This is a genomic window from Treponema peruense (genome assembly GCF_016117655.1).
GTDB classification, from domain to species: domain Bacteria; phylum Spirochaetota; class Spirochaetia; order Treponematales; family Treponemataceae; genus Treponema_D; species Treponema_D peruense.
Window position 1 is genome coordinate 2021820 of record NZ_CP064936.1, and the last position, 23039, is coordinate 2044858.

The 23039-nt window shown below is 43.1% G+C and carries 10 protein-coding genes; 8 read left to right on the forward strand and 2 right to left on the reverse strand.

Annotated features, from left to right (window positions below; all coding sequences use genetic code 11):
* Positions 1-8: 8 nt before the first annotated feature.
* A complete protein-coding gene (locus tag IWA51_RS09255; RefSeq protein ID WP_198442194.1) occupies positions 9-11282 on the reverse strand; it encodes an Ig-like domain-containing protein in 11274 nt (3757 codons plus the stop codon).
* A 300-nt stretch (positions 11283-11582) separates the two neighbouring features.
* On the opposite strand from IWA51_RS09255, the gene IWA51_RS09260 reads away from it, so the two are divergent.
* From IWA51_RS09260 to guaA, 7 genes are all read left to right on the forward strand, one after another.
* Complete coding sequence (locus IWA51_RS09260) at positions 11583-11741, forward strand: hypothetical protein (RefSeq protein ID WP_198443706.1); 159 nt, start codon at positions 11583-11585, stop codon at positions 11739-11741.
* 2 nt (positions 11742-11743) lie between these two features.
* A complete protein-coding gene (locus tag IWA51_RS09265) occupies positions 11744-12022 on the forward strand; it encodes a helix-turn-helix domain-containing protein (protein ID WP_177527641.1) in 279 nt (92 codons plus the stop codon).
* 191 nt (positions 12023-12213) lie between these two features.
* Positions 12214-13665 (forward strand): asparagine--tRNA ligase, encoded by a 1452-nt coding sequence (gene asnS / locus IWA51_RS09270; RefSeq protein WP_198442195.1) that lies wholly within the window; start codon positions 12214-12216, stop codon positions 13663-13665.
* 21 nt (positions 13666-13686) lie between these two features.
* Positions 13687-14547, forward strand: coding sequence for a hypothetical protein (locus IWA51_RS09275; RefSeq protein ID WP_198442196.1), 861 nt, complete (start codon positions 13687-13689; stop codon positions 14545-14547).
* 10 nt (positions 14548-14557) lie between these two features.
* Positions 14558-15850 (forward strand): YhjD/YihY/BrkB family envelope integrity protein, encoded by a 1293-nt coding sequence (locus tag IWA51_RS09280; RefSeq protein ID WP_198442197.1) that lies wholly within the window; start codon positions 14558-14560, stop codon positions 15848-15850.
* A 7-nt stretch (positions 15851-15857) separates the two neighbouring features.
* Positions 15858-17471: a CTP synthase gene (locus IWA51_RS09285; protein ID WP_177527645.1), complete on the forward strand. Its 1614-nt coding sequence runs from the start codon at positions 15858-15860 to the stop codon at positions 17469-17471.
* Between the two features lie 31 nt (positions 17472-17502).
* Positions 17503-19383 (forward strand): glutamine-hydrolyzing GMP synthase, encoded by a 1881-nt coding sequence (gene guaA, locus IWA51_RS09290; RefSeq protein ID WP_198442198.1) that lies wholly within the window; start codon positions 17503-17505, stop codon positions 19381-19383.
* A 117-nt stretch (positions 19384-19500) separates the two neighbouring features.
* Here guaA and IWA51_RS09295 read toward each other — a convergent pair whose 3' ends face one another.
* On the reverse strand, positions 19501-21177 hold the full coding sequence (locus IWA51_RS09295; RefSeq protein WP_329601783.1) for a putative manganese-dependent inorganic diphosphatase: 1677 nt from the start codon (positions 21175-21177) through the stop codon (positions 19501-19503).
* 175 nt (positions 21178-21352) lie between these two features.
* Between IWA51_RS09295 and IWA51_RS09300 the strand changes: the two genes are divergently transcribed.
* A complete protein-coding gene (locus IWA51_RS09300) occupies positions 21353-22546 on the forward strand; it encodes a galactokinase (RefSeq protein ID WP_198443694.1) in 1194 nt (397 codons plus the stop codon).
* Positions 22547-23039 lie beyond the last annotated feature (493 nt).

The following is a 23039-nucleotide window of genomic DNA, read 5'->3' on the forward strand; positions in this document are numbered from 1 at the left end:
GCCTTATATTAGCGCATCTGTGCGGTTTCTATAAAGCCTCTGATTCCTATAACTGTAGCATATCCTACAACAGGATTGTTTGTGCCGTTACCCGAAGTCTTGCCGTCATTATCTCCTATCTGTCCATAGTCATTAACAGTACCGACAACAGAACTTCTTCTTACTCCAGAAGAATCCTTCCACAAGCCTATGTTTGTGTGGTCTTCCTGAATATCGCTCGAAGTAGGAATAACGCTTACTTCCCAGTTGCCTGTAAACGTGTCGTCTGAGTTTACACCCGGTGCGCTGTAACTCTTTCCTGCAATAAGATATGCAAGCTTTGTCTTTTGTGTTGCCGGGTTGTAGTAGCTTATGTACGGAACATAATAGTCACCTTCTTTCTGTACATCTATCTGTGTGCGGCTTCCTACAATCTGGTAAGAGTCTACTGTTACAACGTCTCCCATTGTAGTACGGTCTTTGTTAATGTAGCGGTAGACAAGACTCTGATCTGCCTTGTTGTAGGCGCTTATATGTATACCGCCGTCTGCGTCTGCCTTAATGGAAACGTCTTCGCACGCACCGCTGAATACTTCTGCAGCCGTTGACCAGTAACCGTCCGTATTTGTATGGGACTGGTCTGCGTCATTGTCTGTATACGGGTTTTTCTTGTATGCAAACGCTACGCCGCTGCCCGTGCACCATGCAGCAACTACAACATCTTCTGCAGTAGACGAGCCTTCGATTGCGTCTATAGCAACACAGGTGCTTGCCATGCTGTTGCTTGGCGTACATACGTTTCCGGTGTCTAACTTAGTATTATCTGCATCTTTACCGGCAATTAGGCTGTACGTATTTTTTCCTGCATCAAATGCAGTTTTACCTCCGCTATTATTTGCACGTACCTGGTCTGTAAATTGGTCGAATCCGTTATTATTATTATTTGCATCTTTACTCTGCCCAACAGCATTTTTATTAAATGTTCCGTAGCGGAATCGTATCTGCCTCTGGAACGTGTCATAGTATGCAAGATACACAGACGTTGAATTACCATGCATTGTAGTTGCAAGAGTCGGCGAGCGGAATCTGTATGTATCCATTATACAAGTATTTTGATCACTTCCCTGTACTTTTGATTCTTTTATACCAATGGATTCCATTCGGAGTTTATTGGTTCCATAATAATTGTCATCCATATCAGTTGCACTGCAAATACCCCACTGGCTGCTCATAAAGGTAAAGCGTCCTGCAAAATCACCGCTTCCATCGGGGTAAGTATCAAGACCGGTGGCTGTTCCGTAACTGTTGCCGTTCTTGTCGTAGACAAAGCTTACGTTGTTAAAGTCGGCGTAGTTGCTCTGCCAGATCTGGTATGAGTTGCCGTCCTTTTTGCCTCCCATACTGAACTTTGACGCACCGTTTGTAAACGCAAAGCCTATATTGTCAGAGCCCGGTGCTATACGCATTACTGCTTCTTTGAGTGTACCACCCTGTGATGTAGCCGCATCGTAGCGTATGTCCCAGATGTTCATCTTAAAGTCGTCGGTAAGGTTGTTGTTTGTTGTACCGTTGGGCATGCGGTTGTACATCTGTGCAGCATCGCTTCCCGAGTATGATCCCTTTGAGTCGTTGCTGTTTATGTTGTTTATGGAAGGAATATCGATCACAGTAACTTTATAGTCGCCACTCTTGAAGCCTTCTACGCTAAAGCTAAAGCTGTCACCGGCGGTACTGAGTTTCGCTGAGCCTCCATTAGAAGAAGCAACTTTTCCGCCGGCAAGGTTAAAGCCGTAAAGTACTACTGTCTCTGCACTGCCTGACTTTCCTGTAATACCGGAATCCTTTGCCCACGAGTGTCCTGCAACATAGGCTCCTGTAGAAGTGCGGCCGTATGTTGACCATGCTGCTTCTTCTTTTCCACCTACGGTACTGAGCATTGTCTTTACGTTTGTTACATAAGGTACAACGTCAACAGTATAAAGCGCAGTACCAAGAGCAGGAGCCGTGCTTTCTGTTGCCTCAGGAGAACTGTTTGTTCCGCCGTCAGTGGCTGTTACGGTAAGGTCAAGTTCTTTCTGTGCAGACGGTGTTTCGTATTCAAGTTCCCATGTAACTTCGTGGCCGTTCTGGTCTACTTCACGCACGTTTGTTACCGTAAGACCGTTTTTAGTAGAAGTCCACACTCCGTTTGTGTAAGTAGCAGAGCCTATTACTTCTGTGCCTGCCTTTACAGAAAGTCCTGTAAGGAGAGTTTCGTCACTTGCCGTTCCGCGAAGAACAATCGTACCGCTTACCTTTGGTCCTGTTCCGTAAGGAGAAACCTTGAGTGCAGCTGTAAGATCAGACTCAAGTTCTATGTGACCAAGGGCTTTTCCGGTTGTTGAGTCGTATGCAAGAGAGTTGTTGCCGCGGCCTTTTCCGTTCCAGAAGAACGGTTTGAATGAAGCATTCGGTGGTGTGTCATCCTTTACGTCTACAATAACAGGAATGTTAAGAAGTGCCCACTGGCTGTCTGTTCCCTGCACGGTTTCTTCTGTTTCGTCCCAGAATGTAAACGCAAAATACTTTGTCTTGCTTTCGTGGGCTTCAAGTTCATCATTCGTAAGAATGATTCCGCCCTGTGAAGAAACGTGCTTTTCAATATTTGCCTTTGTTCCTGCGCGGTCTGCCACCTTAAGGGAAGTTTTGTCGGTTGTAAGTGCAGTAAGTGAAGTTCCCTTCTGGGCTTCCTTTGCCTCACGCTCGCCTACACTCATATTGTACCTGAGTGTGCCGTTACCGCCTGTAAATTCTGGCAGGATGCACATTCCGTTCTTTACCTTGAAGGTTTCTGAACTTAACGTAACAGAAGACTGTGCCTTGTTGTATGCGTCTACCGCAGAGTAATAGTTGAACTCGCCAAAATTGCGGTTGTTGTATGTTGCCTGTGTTACATTGCCTTCATATTTAATCTCGCTGTCTGAATAGAAGTCGTATGTTCCGTTGTGGTCAAGGTCTGTTCCAAGCAGAACCTTTGCAATGCGCGGGCGTTTGTTCTGGATAGAAGTTGCAATGCTTCCCCTGTTTATGTTGCCTGCCTTGTCTATTGTAACTACGTGAATCTCTACAGGACCGTCGGGTATTCTGTCGCTGAAGATGCACGCAGTCCAGGTGTACTTTGAACCTTCTGCCTTGAGCGTTTCTATCATTCCGTCGCCGTCATCGTTTGAGACATTTTCGTAGTCGTTGCCGGTAGGTCCTTCTGTAATCTCGTGGTCTACAATCTGCGCGTAAACAAATTCTGCTTCTGTAAATGATTCTGCTTTTGCTGGTGCAAATGTTACTTCATCTTTATCTTTGTCTACAGAAGAAATTCTTACGTAAGAGCCGCCGATCTTTATAAGGCCTCCTACGCGTATATTTTTATTGCCGCTTATTGAACTGTGGCTGAACGATGTTTCTGTACTGCGCTCTGCGTCTTTCATGTACATTACAGGAAGTCCGTCGCTGTTAATGTAAACGTCGCCGCTTGAAGTTCCCTCTGTCTTTTCTGTGTCGATGTCTGTTCTGTTGTCGCCGTCTGTGTTGAACATTGGATTGTAAACACGGATTCTGCCGTTAACAGTATCGTCCGGTATGCGCTTAAAGTAGAAGGCAATGTAGTTAAGACCGCTGCCTCTTTCTTCTACAACATCGCCGAATGTATAAACTACGTTGCTGTTTACGACAGCGTTGCTTTCGTCTACGTTCTTTCCGACTGATGTAAGTCTGAGTGACGTTGTTTTGTCTGCTGCAAGAGAACCGTCTGTGCTGTACATCTGAGGAGCCTGACTGTCTACAGAGAACAATACCGGGTACGTAGTTGTATAGCCGCTTTCACCGCTTACATTTATTGTAGCAGAAGTTTTACCGTCACCAATAATTGTCACAGGCGCACTGAACGTATATTTTCCGTCTGCTGTTACTGAAGGATCCTTGGCTTCATAAGAAATTTTATTTACAGATTCGGCATCAGAAGTTATGGTTACGCTGCTCAATGATGTTGAACTTATTGTTCCGGTAAGGTACCAGTCTTTGCCGGTCTCGGGCTTTGTTATGTACATACCCGAAGAATATGTGCGCGAAACAGAAGTCTCGCCCGAAGAGCCGCTCTTGTACTGAACAAGCGCAACGTTTTCTACCTGTGGAGCCTTTACGTCAATTTTTACTTTTACAGTTTTACCCCAGCCGCGTGTCTGAGGGGTTTCATCGTTGTCCCAGGCACGTACACGCAGAGACATTCCCTTATCTGCAAGAGCTGTATTTTCTGCAATCTCCATTGTAGGAACAAGAAGCTTCCAACTGATGGTTCCTGTGGCAGTAATGTACCAGTCAGCAGAATATGTTTCACAAAGTCCCGGCATAGAAGGTGTTGTTCCGTCAGAGGCTGTCCAGCTTTTTATAATATTGTAGTCAGTCTCATCAAAATTGCCGTCGTTGTTAACGTCAAGCTGAACCTGTACTTCGGAGACACCGCTGTCATCTGTTGCGGTACCGATTATAGTAAGCGAACCACCGACTGTTGCTCCTGTTTCGGGGTAGATTACATCAGCAATCGGTTTACCGCCCTCAGCATCTACAAGAATATAGTTTCCGCTTTCTTTACCATCTATTTCATTAACGTTACCCAGATTATCTGTAACGCGGAATGAGACATAAACTTTGTAAAGAGCAGAGCCTGGTGTTTCCTCTTCAGAAATATTGGAATCTGTAATATAAGTCAGTATATTTTCGAGGTTATCTTTGGTTGTTGACTCAAACGGAATTTCCCAGTTTATCTGATTTTTTACAACTCTCCACTCAGTCCAGTCAGTTCTGTCAGACTTTGTATAAGAGATTGGTCCCATCTTGTATTTAATGGATTCTATTCCGGCATTATTGTCAGAAGCAATTCCCTTCATTGTAACAGTGCGTGTTACCTTTGAAGCAGTATCTGTTCCCGGGTAGGTTACCTTGAGTTCGGGAGAGGTGTTGTCTACATTTATCTTGAGTGTAGTAGAAGAGGTTGTTCCGGCATTGTCTGTTGCGGTAACAACTGCATCTATATAACCGCTGTGTAATCCCGAAAGATCAATATCTGCAAGTTCGTAATACTCGCCATCTTTATCGGTGACTTTGGTTGCGGCTACAGGTTTCCCTTCGTTTATGCCGTCTATGCTTACAGTAACAGATTTAATTCCGTTGTCATCAGTTGCATGTGCGCGTATCTTGAGCCACTTCTTTGTTTTACCACCAACAATTGTATTTAAAAGTGATGATACATCCTGCAATCCGGTATAAGTTGCGGTAGTGGCAGTAGTGCCTTTTGTGTCAAACTTAAGTTCACTTATTACAGGCGGTATTGTGTCTACAGTAACGTAAAGTACGCTGTCAGCGGCAGCAGCTGTTCCGAATTTGTTTGTTCCGTCGGTAATGTACGGTGCTGTAAGACCTGAAGTTTTACTTGAAGTAAATGTAGTTCCGGCGGTATCTGTTACGCGGAAGTATATTTCGTTTGCACCTTCTTTGACATCTGTTATTTCCCATGAGTCGCCGTTCGGCTCTACTTTTTCCCACGTTGAATTATCAAAACTGTATTCCAGAGATTTAATTCCGTCGTCGTCAGAAATGCGGCCTTCAATTACCTTTGTGTTTTTCTGCCAGATTGTTGTTCCGTTTTTGCCCATATCTTTGAGTGACTTTGGCGAAGTGATTTTTATCTGCGGGCGGTCTGTGTTCTGGTCTACAACAAGATCAAGTACAGGAGAGTATCCTGTGTTCTGTGCAGCGTCGGTAACTGCGGCCACTACGTAAACGTGTGTTCCATCTGTAAGTGTACCGAAATCGCTTTTTGTGTCTATATCACTGCTCTTCCATGCAGTTGGAGTAGAAGAGTCTGTTACGTTGCTTGTGTTTGTGTCACCAAAAATTCTTTTCCAGCCTGCGCCTTCTTCGATAGAAGTTACGGAATCCGTTGTTGGTTTTGTAAGCGTGAACCAGAAGACAGGGTTTGCTTCTTCTGGCAGCGCGTAGCTTCCGTCGCTGGAGTTTCCTTCAAGGGCAATTGTTCCGTTGACTTCGACAGCAGGTGTTGACGTGTCTTTGTCGAGGGAGCTTGTTATGTTTACAACCGGTGCGTCTTTATCGAGTATAATGTTAAAGAGCTTTGTAGTTGTAGTATTGCCGGCGTTGTCTGTTGCAGTTGCGTTTACATCCATCGTAGCAAGACTGGCTGCCTTTATTGTAAACGAATACTGGCCGCTCTGTCCTTCAACTGAGGTTCCAGTCACATTGCCGTACTTAACAGACGCAAGACCTGAAGCAGCATCGGCTGCCTCTACAATGAATGTAACGTCTTTTGTTCCGTTAACAAGTTTTCCTCTTCCATCGTAAGCTGTTTCGTCGTCTATAGAAACAAGTTCAAGGCTGGGAGCTACATTGTCACATCTTACGTTAAGTGTTGTTGATGTACTTTTGTTTCCTGCAGCATCTACGGCTGTAAATACAAGAGTATTTGTTCCGACTGCAAAGCCCGAGATTGCGGCCGTGTACTGGTAATATTTTTTTCCGTCAACAGTTACGCTCTTTGGAATACCAGATCCGGTAACTGCTGTTCCGCCTTGAGGAGTAAATGTATATTCCACGCGCTCAACACCGCAGCCGCCGTCATAGTATTTTATGTCAAAAGGCAACGATTCGTCCTTGTACCATGAATCGGCAGGATCTTTTTTGTTTACAGTTGGCTTGAGGTCGTTAGAAGAGTAAAACGCAGAAGCAAGAACAGGAGGTGTATTGTCTATTGTATATTTGTGTTCAGCAGCCGCACTCTGTCCGAAAATGTCTGTTGCCGTATATGTTATCTTAAGAACATCTCCATCTTTTACAGTGGCCGGTACAGTAAGAGAAACATGATAAACATTGTCTTTGTCATTCAGAGGAGTAATTGACACAGCCGAAGAAGTGGTTTCCCCGCTATTGATTGTATAGCCTGCAGTAAGAGTTGTTGCAACATTTGAAGTAACAGTTGACTCTACAGAAAGCTCTGCACCCTTTGCAGTATAATTAGAACTCTGTGCATCTACCTTAAGAGCCGGTGCTCCCGAAGAAACACCAATGTAGAAAGGAGAGCCAGCGTATGTTCCGTTTGCGTTTCCTTCTGTGTCGGTAACAGTTATCTTTATTTCATACTTTGCTTCTTTTGAAGGAAGAGCAAATGTAAACGGAGCCGTTGTTGAAGTTCCGTTTTCTATAACATTCTTTGAAATATAAGCGTCTGTACTTCCCGCTTCCCTGTATTCTACAGTTACAGTTTTTACGCCGTCATCATCAGAAGCGTTTCCAGAAAGTTTATTGTTGCTTACAGTTCCGAACAGGTTCTTTATTCCGCCTGCTTTTACTCCTACACCGTCTGCGCTGTTTATACCCGCGTCGTAGTTTGAAGGAGTAATGGAAGGAATATCTGTACTCTGGTCTACGTTTATGGTTGTACTGTCTGTCCCGGTGTTTCCTACAGCGTCAACGGCAGTTACTTCAAGAGTATATGTGCTGTTGTCGGCAAGTGCTGTAGTGTCAATTACAAAAGACCACTCACCGTAGGTTCCGCCTGAAAGATCTGCAGTCTGTAAAGTACCCGTGCTTGTATCGCCTGTTTTCTTTATGTTGAGTGTAACGGCGCCGGTTGTCCCCAGTTTTGTTTCGTCAGTTACAGTGCCGGTTACTTTAATTTTGCCGTTAACCTTATTTACTTCACTGCCGTTTTCGGTAACCACTACAATCGGTGAAACGCCCTTTACGGTAATTGCAGGCGCATCTTTGTCTACACTTACATTTGCAGAAGCTTCACTTGTGTTTCCAGCATTGTCTTCTGCGGTAAATGTAAATGCGTATGTTCCGGTTGTAAGAACGTCTTTTTTGAATTCAAATGTGTATTCATCACCGGTCGAAGTCTTTTTATAATGAGTGTTCTCTGCAAGAACTTCATTGCCCTTCTTTACGATTATATCTTTTATTCTGCTGGTAGCATCGCTTATCGTAACGGGAATTGTAAACTTAAAGTCTGCAACATTCATTTCTTTTCCGGTAAGATCTGCGTCATAAGCTCCGACGGTTACAGTTGGTGCAGTTTTGTCTATTTTGAATGTATAAGGACCGAATACACCTTCGTTTCCTGCATTGTCCGTTGCGGTTACAGAAACATTGTACGCAGCGTCTGCGTCAAAATTGAGTGTTGTGCTGTAATTGTAGTACTGTTTTTCATACTTATCTGCACTGTACGCGCCGCCGAGTGTAAGCGGTGTTGCTTTTACTGTTCCGTCTGCAGCAGTAAATGTTGCAATTACAGAAGAAATATTACTCGGATCATCAATTACTTTTTTACTAACTTCATCCCAACCATCTGCAAGTGGCAAGGATATACCGGCGGCTCTGGACTTGTACCAGCTGTCAGGCTTGAAAGTAAAGCCGGGTGCCATTGTAGGAGCTTTTCCGTCTACTTTCCATTTGAATTCTGCAGAAGATCGCTGGCCGTATGCGTCAAAGGCAACAAAGTATATTGTACCAGCTGCTTCTCCGGCATTAACCGCTGTTGTAAATGAAGTATCTGCTTCTACTAGTTGAATTTCATGTGCGTTTTTATCTAAAGCGTCCTGTATTGAAAGTATATTTTCTGAAGATACAAAAAGCCTTACTCCGCTGGTGTCGCTTACTTTTCCTTTTACAGAAAATTCTTTGTTCTGAACCTGGTAAGCCCCGGACTTTGACTCTATGCTTAAAGAAGGGGCACCGTTGTCTACAGCAACATAATATGTAATGCCGCTTGTGTTTTCATGATTAACTTTGTTTTCTTTCGTTGCCGTTTCATAAAGGGTGTCGCGAGCAGTAACCTCTACAGCATATTTTCCTTCGATATTTGGAAGGTTGAATGTTAAGTTGGCACTGGTTGTTCCGACTGTAAAATCTTTGAATTCCTCAGTACGAACTGCATTTGTTTTGTCTGCAGTTCCACCCGATGTCAAAGCATATGCGCGTACAATAACAGGTGCGCTTATTCCGTCGTCATCGGTAACGGTAATATTAAGCGTGCTGTTTGTTGTGCTGTTAAAGAGGTTTTTTCCAGCAGCAATTTTGTCAGCCTTGACATCTATACTTGCATTTGTAATTGCTACAACAGGGCGGTCCGTGCTCTGGTCTATTTTAATTGTTTTTACAGAAGGCTCGCTTTTGTTGCCGGCTTTGTCTTCTGCCGCGAGCGTAATTATGAGATTTGCGCCGTCTTTAAATTCTGTTGTGTCTATAGGTTCACTGTTAAACTGGCCTGCGTTGTAAGAGAATTCTTTTTTAACACCAGAATCTGAACTGTCTGTTACGGTAAGTGTAAATGTTTTTCTGTAATTTTCGTCTACACCGCCGCTTATGTAAATTGTACCGTTAACGCAATCTGAACCCGCAGCATTTTTTACAGTCTTTGTAACTTCAGGTCCCGAAAGTACAGGAGGCTGTGAGTCTACATGGAACGAGCGTTCTGCCACCGCCTTAAGTTCGTTGCTTCCCGTTGCGGTTACTTTTACAGAATATGTGTAAACCTTTCCGTTTTTTTTGTCGGCGTCGTATGCCGGAACATCGTCGGCAGGAATTGAAAGAGACCAGCTTCCGTCTTTGTTGACTGTGCAACCGCTTCTTGTTCCGCTGTATGTTTTTACAACTTTGTTTGAATCGTTTTCATCAGTAATGGTTACTTCCCAGTCCAAAGAAAGATTATTTTCGTCAATGCCGCCTTCGTAACTTACGGTTCCTGCAACCAAAAGATCTTTAGACGAATTGAACATAGCTGAATTTGCCGGCGTATTTATGGCAAGAGCCGGTGCCGCACCTGTCTGTGCTCCACGGAATGCAAAAACTGTTCCGTCATTGTCAAAATCGTTACCGTCGGCATCTGTTCCCGAAGCTGCAACAATGTATGTCTTGAACGGACTTATTGCCTTCGGGAGTTTTATATTGAATGTGTATGTTGCAAGTGAGGAGCCTGCGTAAGAAGAATTTTCTTCCTTAACTGCAACTGATGCGGCATTGTTTTTGGCATAATCTGCGGGATCTTTATATATAGAAGAAACTATGTCTTCTGTTACAGAATCGAACGGCCCAAAGACATAAACGCACATTGTTCCGGGAAGAACATTTGTTCCGTCAAGACCTGCGTTAACCTGAACAGAAATACTCTGGCTTGAAGCGCCCGTTTTGTCTATATCAGAAACAGAATCTACATCAAAACCCTGCACAACATATTTCGGATTGGCGTTAGGGTTCAGCCCGAAGGCAAGAGAAGACTGTGCGTCACTTGCAAGGAATTCGGTTCTGATCTGGGCAGCCGCTGTTCCGTTTACATCGCCGGTTAACGTTTCGTTTACAATAGATTTTATCTTTGCAGCTTCAAGACCGTAGCCCGAAGAACTCTGGAATTTCTGGTAGACTGAATCATACAGATATACTTTTTTTGAAATGTTTCCTGTTTTTCCAGAAGCGTTGTTTTTAAAATCATTGTATTCGTATGCTGAATCTTCAAGTTCAATTTCGCAGAAGAAAGTTTTTGTTCCTATAGATGAGGCGTCTTTTATGTCACCACCGTAAAGTTCAGTGTAAACAGGATCTGTTTTTTTAAAGAGGGCAACCGAGGTTCCGCCTGAAGTTTCTATATTCTCTTCTATAAAGGATTTGCGAAGTTTGCCTTTACGCCCTCCCTCATTTTCGTAGACGTTTACACGCATGTATTTTATGGAATGATCGTCGGCAATTGTTCCAGTTATCTTAAAACTTGAACCGCTGACGGTGGGGTTTTTTATGTCAGTTGTTCCGGGTGAGTTAAGAATAAAAATGGGCTCTGTGTTGTCTATGTCAATTGTTATGGCACCTGTACCGGAGCTTTTGCCTGAGGCATCGCGCGCTACGGCTTCAAGGGTGTATTTTCCGTCGGGCATTTCCCAGCCGTTGTAGGAGTCTTTGCCTTCTGCTTTTTTGTTAAAAGAGAATGTCCATGATTTTGCGTCATCTGCAACGGTTGCGGCATAGGGGCCGTAAGATTTTCCCAGTTCCGAATTGAGCGCTCTTACCGTAACAGACGTAACTTTCTGGTCGTCAGCACAGGTTCCGCCAAAAACAAACTGCCCTCTTACCGTAGAGAGCGTTGCAGGATAAGTTACGTTGAGTGTAGGTGCCTGTGTGTCTACTGCTGCTCCAAGTCCAACGTCGCAGGACAAAAGAGCGTATGCAAAAACTACAGAAACAACCGCAAGAATAAACTTTTTTACTTTCATGACAACCCCCGAAAATACAGTTTATTTTTATTCCAAAAGATAAAAAATCTCTAAAATATCTATTCCAAATTATAATATGACACACCTTTGCAAATTTGTCAAATTTTCTAGTGTGGTATTACTATTTCGCTATATTTTCGGCCCAAAAGTATGATTTCTTTAACCAGCAGCCGGAGTGCGGGGGATTGTGAGGCACTGTTTATCATCATTTACGGGCTATTATAGGACACTTACAACATCAAAAAATGTCGCAATTATATTTTTCTTGACAATACGAATCAATTTTGATACATTATAATTATGCCAACTGAAAAAATTGTAACAGCAAGATTCTTCAAAACCGACAGCGAAAATGAACCAGTCCGCGACTGGCTCAAAGAACAAAAGTCAGAAAACACCGCAGGAAGATTTGGAACTGTCAAAAAAACGCCGGAATCTGGTATTGAATGGAGGTATTAACGATGAACAGTAACATTGGAAGCTCATTTGACGATTTTTTGGAAGAAGAAGGAATCTCCGCAGAAGTAGAAGCTGGAGCCGTTAAAAAGATTATCTCCTACCAGCTGCAGGATGCTCTCGACAAAGAAAAACTTACCAAAACAGAACTTGCCCAAAAACTAGACACTTCACGAGCTGCTGTAAACCGTCTTCTTGATCCGGATAATTATTCTGTAACTCTTAATACACTGGTTAAAGCAGCAAGTGTTTTGGGTAGGCATGTAAGCGTAGCGATTAGGTAAATAGTTTTCTCCAGAATAACTAATTAAAGATTGTTTTTTTTGTTGGACTTTTATTATCAATGTTCATCTCTACTGAATAAATATAAAAATAATCTACAACACCTTTTTTGAATTTCTGCAATGCGTTTGCCTGAGGCACTGTACCCCAAAATATTGACGGCTCATTGATAAAAATGTACAATAATATAATCATGAAACCCATACTTATCAAAGATTTATTAACATCCGAGCCTGACGCAAGAGCCGTTACAGTCTGCGGATGGGTCAGGACAAAGCGTGACTCAAAGAACCTTGTCTTCATACAGGTAAATGACGGCAGTTGTTTTGCTTCCATTCAGCTTACATTTGACAGAACAAACCCTGCACAGGGCGCAGATGCCAATTCTATAGAAGAATCACTTAAAAACATAAATACAGGAACATCGGTCCGTGCAGAAGGAGCACTTGTTCAGTCTCCGGCAAGCGGTCAGGCAGTAGAAGTTATTATTACAAAACTTACTGTACTTGGACTTTGCCCGCCCGAAACCTACCCTCTTCAGAAAAAGAACATGAGTATGGAATACCTGCGCGACAATGCCCACCTGCGTGCAAGAACAAACACTTTTGGTGCAGTATTCCGCATGAGAAGCCAGATGGCCATGGCACTGCACACTTTCTTCCAGGAACGCGGCTTTGTTTATATAAGCGCACCAGAAATCACATGTTCCGATGCAGAAGGTGCAGGCGAAATGTTTCAGGTAACAACCCTTTCGCTCGAAAAAATTGCAGAACTGGGAATAAAAGCCGGCGCAAAGGGAATGGATCCCGCAAAAGCTGCAGATCTTGTTGACTACAGCAAAGACTTCTTCGGAAAGAAGGCAAACCTTACCGTAAGCGGCCAGCTCGAAGCCGAAACACTTGCCACAGCACTCAGCCGCGTATACACTTTCGGACCCACATTCCGCGCAGAAAATTCAAATACACCGCGCCACCTGTCAGAATTCTGGATGTGCGAACCCGAAATGGCATTTTTTGATCTTTTTGACAACATGGATCTCGAAGAAGAATTTATAAAATATCTTCTTAACTGGGCACTCACAAAATGTGCAGACGACATGCAGTTCTTTGAAAAACGCATCCAGCCGGGAGTTATTGCACAGCTTCAGCACGTTGTAGACACTCCGTTCAAGAGAATTTCTTACACAGACGCAGTAAAAGAACTCGAAAAATACAATGACAAGTTTGAATTCCCGATCAGCTGGGGAAAAGAACTCCAGACAGAACACGAGCGCTACCTTACCGAACAGATTTTCAAGAGTCCGGTTATGGTTTACAACTACCCAAAAGACGTAAAGGCCTTCTATATGAAGCAGAACGACGACGGAAAAACCGTACGCGCAGTAGATGTTCTTGTTCCTGGACTGGGCGAAATTACAGGCGGAAGTGAACGCGAAGAAGACTACGACAAACTTCTTAAAGTCTGTGAAGAACGCGGAATGGATATGAAAAATTACCAGTGGTATCTTGACCTCAGAAGATTCGGAACAGTTCCGCATTCGGGATTCGGCCTTGGATTTGCACGCCTTTTGCGCTACATAACCGGAATGGCAAATATACGCGATGTAATTCCGTACCCAAGAGCACCAAAACTGGCAGATTTCTAATATTTGAAACAAAGAAAAACCATGGCAGAAGCAGAGGCAAGCAAAGTTGACCTTTTCGGAAGAAAAATATTTTTTCTCAATCCAGCGTATTCAGTGCGCAATGAAGTTATTACTGAACTTCAGAATGAGGAATACGAGGTATACATAATTGAAAGTTACCGTGATGCAAAAAATCTTCTGAGACTGAATGAAAACGCAATTCTGTTTATCAACGTAGATGCCCAGCTTGCCATGAATTCCTGGTACAACTTTATCAGAACCTTTGAAAAAGAAGATGTACTTTCTTCTATATACATAGGAATAATTTCTGAACGCATAAGGCCTGCAGACCGTGAACTCTTTCTTACAACAGCCCAGATTCCTGCTGGAATTACAATGCTTGACACCGACATGAAATTCATTACTGAATCAATTCTGGGCGTTCTTAAGGAAGCAAATGCAAAGGGACGGCGGCAGTATGTGCGCGCAAATCTTTCCCGCGACAAGGAAGCGTCCCTTTTCTGGAACCACGGAACAAAAATGTACCAGCTTAAGCTTCTGGACATAAGTTCTGTGGGAATGTCGGTAAAAGTTCCGCCGGCACTGTCCCAGATTGTAGGAAAGAATTTCATTCTGCGCGATGTTACGCTCAGGCTGGGTTCAAAGCAGATTGTTATAGAAGCAGTCGTCTTTGCCGTAAAGGAAATTCCCGACGGCATAATGTGGGTTCTTCTACTGCTGCCAAATACAAGCACAAAAACACGCAGCATAATAAGGCAGTATGTTTCTGAAACAACACAGAAGATTATGATGACTGTAATCAACAATGCACGCCCCGATGACACTGCATACGACATACTCAATTACTACAACATGGCGGCAAAACGCAAGAACGCGAGCTAAAACCTAAGCAATGTCTAAAAAAAAGCCGTCATTTATTACAGTAATACAGTCGCTTTACCTTACAATAAACTTTTTCTTTACAAACGATTTGCTTTCATACGCTTCGGCCTGTGCCTTCGGTTTTTTGTTTTCTGTAATTCCCGTTGCCATGATGATTATCGTAATTCTCATACGCTTTCTGCACGCCTCGCCCGAAACTGTAACGGCACTTCTGGAAACTGTACGCGGACTGGGTGACTTTCTGAGTAAAAACAATTTTGTCCGCTCCCTTTCAGAAATAAAACCTGTAACGAACTTCGAAATTGTAATAGGTGTTGCAATCGTAATGATGGCCAGACGCTTTTTTATGTCTGTAATGGGTGGCCTCAATAAAATCTTTGGTGCCGAACGCAAGTCGCGCCCCCTTATGACACAGCTCATCAGTCTTGCTGGTGAAGCCGTAATTGTAGTAGGAATTGCGACAATCGTTTTTCTTTCAATAACGTTCAAAACAATAGAAAAAATCCCGGTTCTTACAGAGCTGGCAAACCTTCTTCCGGGACCAGCGCGGCTTGTTTCGGCCCTGTTTACGTCGCTTTTCCCGTATATTTTTCTTTTTATAGCAACATCTCTCGCTTACAAGTCCGGCAGCAGAACACGCCCCAGTTTTTTTACATGCATGCTTTTTGCCGCGGGAAGTACGCTTTCGTTCATTGTATTCCTTAAGATTATGAATCTTTTTATCAACGTAAACAAATACAATGTAATTTATGGCGTTCTGAGCAACACGATTGTTCTTTTAATGGAAGTTTTTTTCTTCTTTATTATATTCCTGTTTTTTGCACAGTGGCTTTTTGTGTTCCAGTTTTTTGACACGCTGCTTCTTTGCGAACTTTATCTTCTTCCGGCACGCGATGAAACAAGCCTTGCAGACCTTTCAAAACGCCTTTTGTTTATAAGACCCGACTATCTTCTTAAAAACAAGTTGAACACAATCAGGCTCAAAAAGGGAGACAACGTTTACTCTACCGGACAGGTTGGTAAAGACGCATTTTATGTTTCAAAAGGAACGGTTCGCATTACAAGGCTGAACCACGTCTCTTTTGCCGACAGGGGCTGCTTTTTTGGTGAAGAAGCCTGTATGCTGCGTGAACTGCGAAATGAAGATGCCACTGCCTGGACAGATGCAGAAATTGTGCGCATTCCCGAAGAAACATTTTTTATGATTCTGGACAAAAACCCGCGTGCCGCGTCAAAGGCACTTTCCCGAATAAGCAATTACTTTGCCAAATTTTATGGACTAACTAAAGAATATCCACTATAATGTGCAAATGACTAAGTACATTTTTATTACCGGTGGAGTTGTTAGCGGTCTTGGAAAAGGAATTGCGGCCGCATCTCTTGGGCTTATTCTCAAAAGCCGCGGACTAAAAGTTGTAAACCAGAAATTCGATCCGTACCTTAACATTGATCCGGGTACGATGAATCCTATTCAGCACGGTGAAGTTTTTGTTACGGACGACGGTGCCGAAACAGACCTTGACCTGGGACATTACGAGCGTTTTACTGATGCAACGCTTTCCCAAAGCAGTAACACAACTGCAGGCCGCGTATACCAGTCTGTTCTTAACAAAGAGCGTGAAGGCGGTTACAACGGCGGTACAGTTCAGGTTATTCCAAACGTTACAGAAGAAATTCTCAGAAGAATGCTTCTTTCTACAAAAGAAACCAATGCAGATGTAATTATTACAGAAATTGGCGGAACAGTCGGCGACATTGAATCGCTCCCGTTTATAGAAGCAATCCGCCAGATGAAGTACGAAGTCGGTGAAGAAAACTGCTGTTACATTCACCTGACTCTTGTTCCTTACATGAAAAAGGCCCACGAAATAAAAACAAAGCCTACCCAGCATTCCGTAAAGGAACTGCAGGAACTTGGTATCCAGGCCGACATACTCATGCTCAGAACAGAAGTTCCGCTTACAGATACCACTCGCGAAAAGCTTGCACAGTTCTGCAATGTAGATACTGACTGTGTAATCCAGAATCTTAACGCAAAGTCAATTTATGAAGTTCCGCTCAACATGGAAAAAGAAGGACTTGGAAAAGCTGTCTGCAAGGCTCTTGGAATAGAAAATACAGAAACACATCTCGAAGACTGGACACGCATGGTCAATGTTTTTGAAAACCCAAAAAAGACCGTGCACATTGCCCTTGTAGGAAAATACGTTGAACTTCACGATGCGTATCTTTCTGTTGTAGAAAGCCTTACACACGGCGGAATAGCAAACGAAGCAGAAGTAATAATTGACTGGGTTGACTCAGAGCAGATTACCGACGACAGCGCGGCAGAAGAAAAACTTTCCTTTGCAGACGGCATAATTGTTCCGGGCGGCTTTGGTTCACGCGGAATTGAAGGAATGATTCTGGCTGCAAAATATGCAAGAACACACAAAGTCCCGTACTTTGGTATTTGTCTTGGAATGCAGATTCTTGTAATTGAATATGCACGCGATGTTCTTGGCTGGAAGGATGCACATTCCACAGAAATATGCAAAGAAACCTCGCATCCTGTTATTGACCTTATGCCCGACCAGAACGGAAAGATTCTTGGCGGAACACTGCGTCTTGGAAAATACGAATGCACTGTTGCACCGGGAACCCTTACAGAAAAGGCATACGGAACAACAACTATCTGGGAGCGCCACAGACACCGCTATGAATTCAACAATAAATTCCGTGAAGATCTTAAAAAAGCAGGTCTCATTATTGCGGGCGTTAACCCGGAGCGCGATCTCGTAGAGATTTGTGAAGTTCCCGATCACCCGTGGATGCTGGGAGCACAGTTCCACCCCGAATTCAAAAGCCGCCCAAACAAGGCAGGTCCTTTGTTCAGGGATTTTATAACAGCATCGTGCAATAACCAGTTTTCAAAAAACAAATAAAATAAAAGAAATAGCAGATTCAGGAGACACAATGGAACGCAGTAAAATTTTAGTTTTGGACTTCGGAAGCCAGTATGCGCATCTTATTGCAAAACGGCTCAGAATGATGGGCTTTTATTCAGAAATTGCTCTTCCGTCCGTTTCTGAAAAATCACTGCAGAACGTTAAGGGAATAATTATGAGCGGCGGACCTTCTTCGGTTTACGCAGACAATGTTCCCGAGTTTAACGAAAAGCTTTTGGATCTGGACATTCCTGTACTGGGACTTTGCTACGGACACCAGCTTATGGCAAAATGCTATGGCGGTAACGTAGGAAAAGCCAATATCGGTGAATTTGGTATTGCTCATCTTGAACAGACTGCCGCAGGAAAAGAGTCTCCCCTCTTTAAGGGAGTATCTTCTTCTACACAGGTTTGGATGAGCCATCAGGATGCAGTTCTTGTACCCGGTGCTGGTTTTGAAGTAATCGGTGCAACAAAAGACTGCCCTTATGCTGCCTTACAGAATTCTGCAAAAAAAAGATATTCGCTCCAATGCCACTGCGAAGTAAAAGACACTCCTGAAGGAAACAAAATTTTTGCCAACTTTGCAGCCATCTGCGGAATGGAAAAAAACTGGGACGAAGACACTGTTCTTAACCACATTCTTGAAGAAATCAAAACACAGGCAAAGGACAAAAACATTCTTTTGTTCCTGAGCGGCGGTGTTGACTCTACAGTAGCATTTGCTCTTCTTAACAAAGCCCTTGGACAGGACCGCGTTCTTGGTCTGCACATAGACAACGGCTTTATGAGAAAAAATGAAAGCGCAAAGGTAGAAAAAGCATACCACGCACACGGCTTTACAAACTTTATTGTAGAAGACGCAAGCGAAAGTTTTCTTGCAGCGGTCCGCGGTATGACAGACCCTCAGAAAAAGCGCATGGCCATTGGCGAAAACTTTATCAAAGTAAGGGACGAAGTTGTTGCAAGACAGCATCTTGACGAGTCAAAATGGATGCTTGCACAGGGAACACTTTACCCTGATATTATAGAAAGCGGCGGAACAAAAAATTCAAAGACAATTAAAACGCACCATAACCGCGTAGACGGAATCCAAAAGCTTATCGAAAAGGGGCTTATTATTGAACCCCTCAGGGATTTGTACAAGGATGAAGTGCGCTCTATAGGAAAAAAGATTGGTCTTTCTGATGATCTTGTAATGAGGCATCCGTTCCCGGGACCGGGACTGAGCATTAACGTATTGTGTTCTGACGGAATTCTTTCTGACCAGGACAAGGCCGATATGGCAGCCGCAGAAAAAGAACTTAACAGCGTAAAGCTTGGCATGTTCTGCGAAAACTGCTCACAGAGTCTTGAGCGTTCTGTTCTGCCGGTGCGTTCTGTAGGAGTACAGGGCGACTTCAGGACTTACCGTTTCCCGTCTGTACTTGCATTCAAAAAAGAAGACGGCGGTTTCTACCACCTTCCAAAAAAATGGGAAAAACTCGAAGAAGCTTCAAGCGCAATAACCAACAGTTCTGATTACATAAACAGATGTATTATTAAACTCTGGCAGAATCCTTCTGTTAAAGACAGCGACCTTGTACTTCAGAAAGGTTACTGCGACAAGGCAAGGCTTGACCAGACACGCGAGGCAGATGACATTATGCTTTCAAAACTTCACGAAAGCGGCTGGTATGACAAAATATTCCAGCACCTTACAATAAATATTCCCTACGCGTCTTCTGCAGAACGTTGCAGTATTGTACTCAGACCTGTATGCAGCGAAGATGTTATGACCGCAAGGTTTGCACAGCTTCCGCAGGATATTCTTAAAGATGTAGTTGCAGACATAGCAAAGCTGGACTTTGTTGACGCAATTTTCTTTGATCTTACAAACAAGCCGCCTGCAACTTTTGGGTGGGAGTAGTTTAAACATTTTGCCTGTGGCAAAATGTTTAAACTTGCAGTCCGCGTACGCGGACTGGTAAAAATCATCTATGCAAACTGCAAAAACAATTTACGCGCGCGGACTGGCAAATAAATTCTAATCAGAAAGGCGGCCTACCAGTTCACTCAGAAGAGGAATGAGCTGCTTTTTTCTGGACACAACATCCTTTAGATAATAAATATGCTCTTCCCTCTTGGGAAAGTTCACAAGCGCTTCGAATTTGGGGTCACCTGCAATAAGCAGAATTGAACTGAGTTTTGTAATATCGGTAACAAGAAGTGCGTTGAACAGGGCACCGTTACTGCGGCGTTCAATTTCGAGTTCTTCAAGGAATTCGCGGCGGCGTTCAATAATTTCACGCGTGCTGTCGACTTCAATCTGGCTTACGGTATACTTGTACTTTCCTTCGCTGTAATCCTTCATATCCTGGTGGATTACTTCCTGTGCGCTGCGGCCGTCGATGTGACTTCCGCTCTTTATTATATCGTTTCCCAAAGTTTTAATATCCAGTTCCGTAATGCTGCTCAAATATTCCGCCGTGGCAACATCGTAATCTGTCGTTGTTCCGGACTGCAGAATAAGAGTGTCACTGAGAATTCCGCAAAGAAGAAGTGAAGCCATGTCTTTTGGAATGGAAACCCTGTTTTCGCGGTAAAGGTTTGCAATTATTGTACTTGTTGAGCCAACCGGCCTGTTTATAAAATTAATCGGTGTTCTTGTAGAAAAAGTATTGATTCTGTGGTGGTCAATAATTTCCTGGATTATGTAATGTTCAATTCCTTCTACAGCCTGCTGCGGTTCGTTGTGGTCAACCAGAATAACCTGAATGTTTGCTTCGTGCAAAAGATCGCTTTCGCTTATAATTCCTATAACGCGGTAATTCTCGTCAATAACAGGCAGACAGCGCGACGGGCTTTCGGCAAGCAGCGGGCGTATTTTCTGTACAGTATCATCTGCCCTTACCGGACGAATTTTTTTGTCTGCCATTGCACTTACCGGAGAAGAATATTCAATAAGCATGGCTGTGGTAACTGTGCTGTCATGTCCCGACAAAACCGAAACTTTCTTTTCCTTGGCAAGTTCGCGCAGCTCTTTTGCAATAACATAATCTTTTGTAACAATAAGCGCGCGTACTCCGGCTTCTATACTTGCCTTCTGAATATCTTCGCGGTCGCCTGTAATGACAATTATGTTTTCACTCTTGCGTTCAGAAAGAATTTTTTTGAAAGTTTCTGTATCGTCATCGCCTACAACGAGGGAACACTTAAAGTAATCGTCAGGATCAAATTCAACTATAGGAGTTGCATTCAGTGTTTTTTCTACGAGATTAAGGCTCGTAAGAAAAATATCGTCACGCTTGGGGTTAAGAATCTTAAACGAATTGAGGGCAAACGCATTGTAATTCAAAAGTCCCTGGTATGTTCCGTCTACGTTTACAATGGGAAGAACAGAAGCGTTCGTGCTGATCATTTTGTCTACGGCTTTCCACAAAGAAACATCCTGGTCAACGGTAATGTACTTTTCGCTCATGTAATATTCAGTCTTGGGAACCAAATCCGGAATATACTGCGGTGCTTCTACATTGAATCTTTTTAAAATATATTCCGTCTGCGGTGCAAGCTTTCCTGCACGGGCTGCAACATATTCTTTCTTTCCCAAAAGCTGCTTGAGTCGTGCATAAGCTGTGGCCGCTACAACTGAGTCTGTGTCGGGATTGCGGTGGCCTATAATATAAACTTTATTTGTCATACATTTTCCTTTTTTATTTTCCATTTTTACTATAATAGCGTTTAGGAGACTTTTTTTCAACGCGGGCAACGGTTGCGCAGTAAATGCATATTTTTGCTTGAAAACACAAATACTATCTGTTATCATAAAATTACACGATCAAACAGGAGGCATGGTAAAAACGGCAGCCGCAGCCGGAATTTTATCAAAACGAAAAGAAATGAACACACTTACTTCAACTACATACGACCCAAAAAATCTTCCGGCTGACTTTGTAAAAATTTACGGCGGAAGCGAAAAAGACGTTCAGGTATATTCATCGCCTGCAAGAATAAACATTATAGGCGAGCACATCGACTACAACGGCGGAAAAGTTTTTCCTGCTGCAATCAACAAATACCTTTATGTTGCAATAAGAAAACGCGGTGACTCAAAAATAATCTACAACGACATTCACTTTCCCGGAACATTCGAGTTTGACATTAACGACGAATTTGTGTTCGACAAAAAAAATGATTATGCAAACTACCTTAACGGAATTCTTTCACAGTTAAAGGCAGCAGGCCATCACTTTGACTGCGGATTTGAAATTCTCATGGCAAGCAACATTCCTGCAGGCGGCGGCATTTCTTCTTCTTCGGCACTTGAATGTGGATTTGCCTATGCAGTAAGCGAAACATTCGGTTTTGGAATTGACCGCATTACAATAGCAAAACTGGGACAGATGAGCGAGCATAAATTCATGAACGTCAACTGCGGAATCATGGACCAGTTCATTATCGCAATGGGCAAAAAAAATACTGCAATTGTTCTTGACTGCAATACTCTTGAATACGAATATGCCCCGCTTGAACTGGGAGACTACAGATTCGTTGTCATGAACACAAACAAGCAGAGAAGACTTGCCGACAGCAAATACAACGAACGCAGAAGCCAGTGCGAACAGGCACTTGCACTTCTTAAAGAGTCGGGACTCAAAATAAATGCACTCTGCGAACTTACGCCAGAAGAATGGGAAGCATCAAAGGCTGCAGTAAAAGATGAGATTCTTCAGAAAAGAGCAAAGCACTGCATCTATGAAAACGCGCGTGTTCTTGCGGCTGTAAAGGCACTCAACGGCGGTGACCTCAAAAAACTGGGCGAACTTCTTAACGAGTCCCACGAATCTTTGAAAACAGATTACGAAGTTACCGGAATTGAACTTGATACACTTGCAGAAACAGCGCAGAAGCAGGAAGGATGCCTTGGCGCAAGAATGACCGGAGCAGGATTCGGCGGCTGCGGAATAGCACTCGTTCACAAAGACAACATTGACAGTTTTGTAAAAAATGTACAGGACACATACACAAAAACAATAGGCTACAATGCCGGCTTCTTCGCCTGTGAAAGCGGCGACGGAGTAGCAAAGATGTAAAAAAAAGGCCGGAACCTGCGTGGTTCCGGTTTTTTTTTATCGATTCAGACATTTTAATGTATTTTTAACTTATAAACAACATTAAATAACTGTCAACATTAAATAACTTGACTATGATAAAAAAAAATATTAAAATAAATTATCTTTATAAATAGGAGTGAAAATATGGAAAATCCAGAATTTACGGAAAGCAGCTGTTTAGGTTGTGGCTTTTTCTTTCAGTCAGCTTTAGCATTGGTACCGCTAATCCCGACTTGTAATGTGCCAATGTCATTGGCCTAGTACCTAATTTATTGACTGTTGCCCGATGATTTTGGCAGCAGTCAATAATCAGAAAGAGAGAGAATATGTTTTATATAAAATGCCTGTTAAAAAAAGAATTGACAGAATTCCTATTTAACAAAAAATATTTATTATCGGTTTTTCTTATTTTTGCTTTTTTTTGCGCAATATCAACACTTTCAACCCAAATTGAAAAAACAGGGATACATTC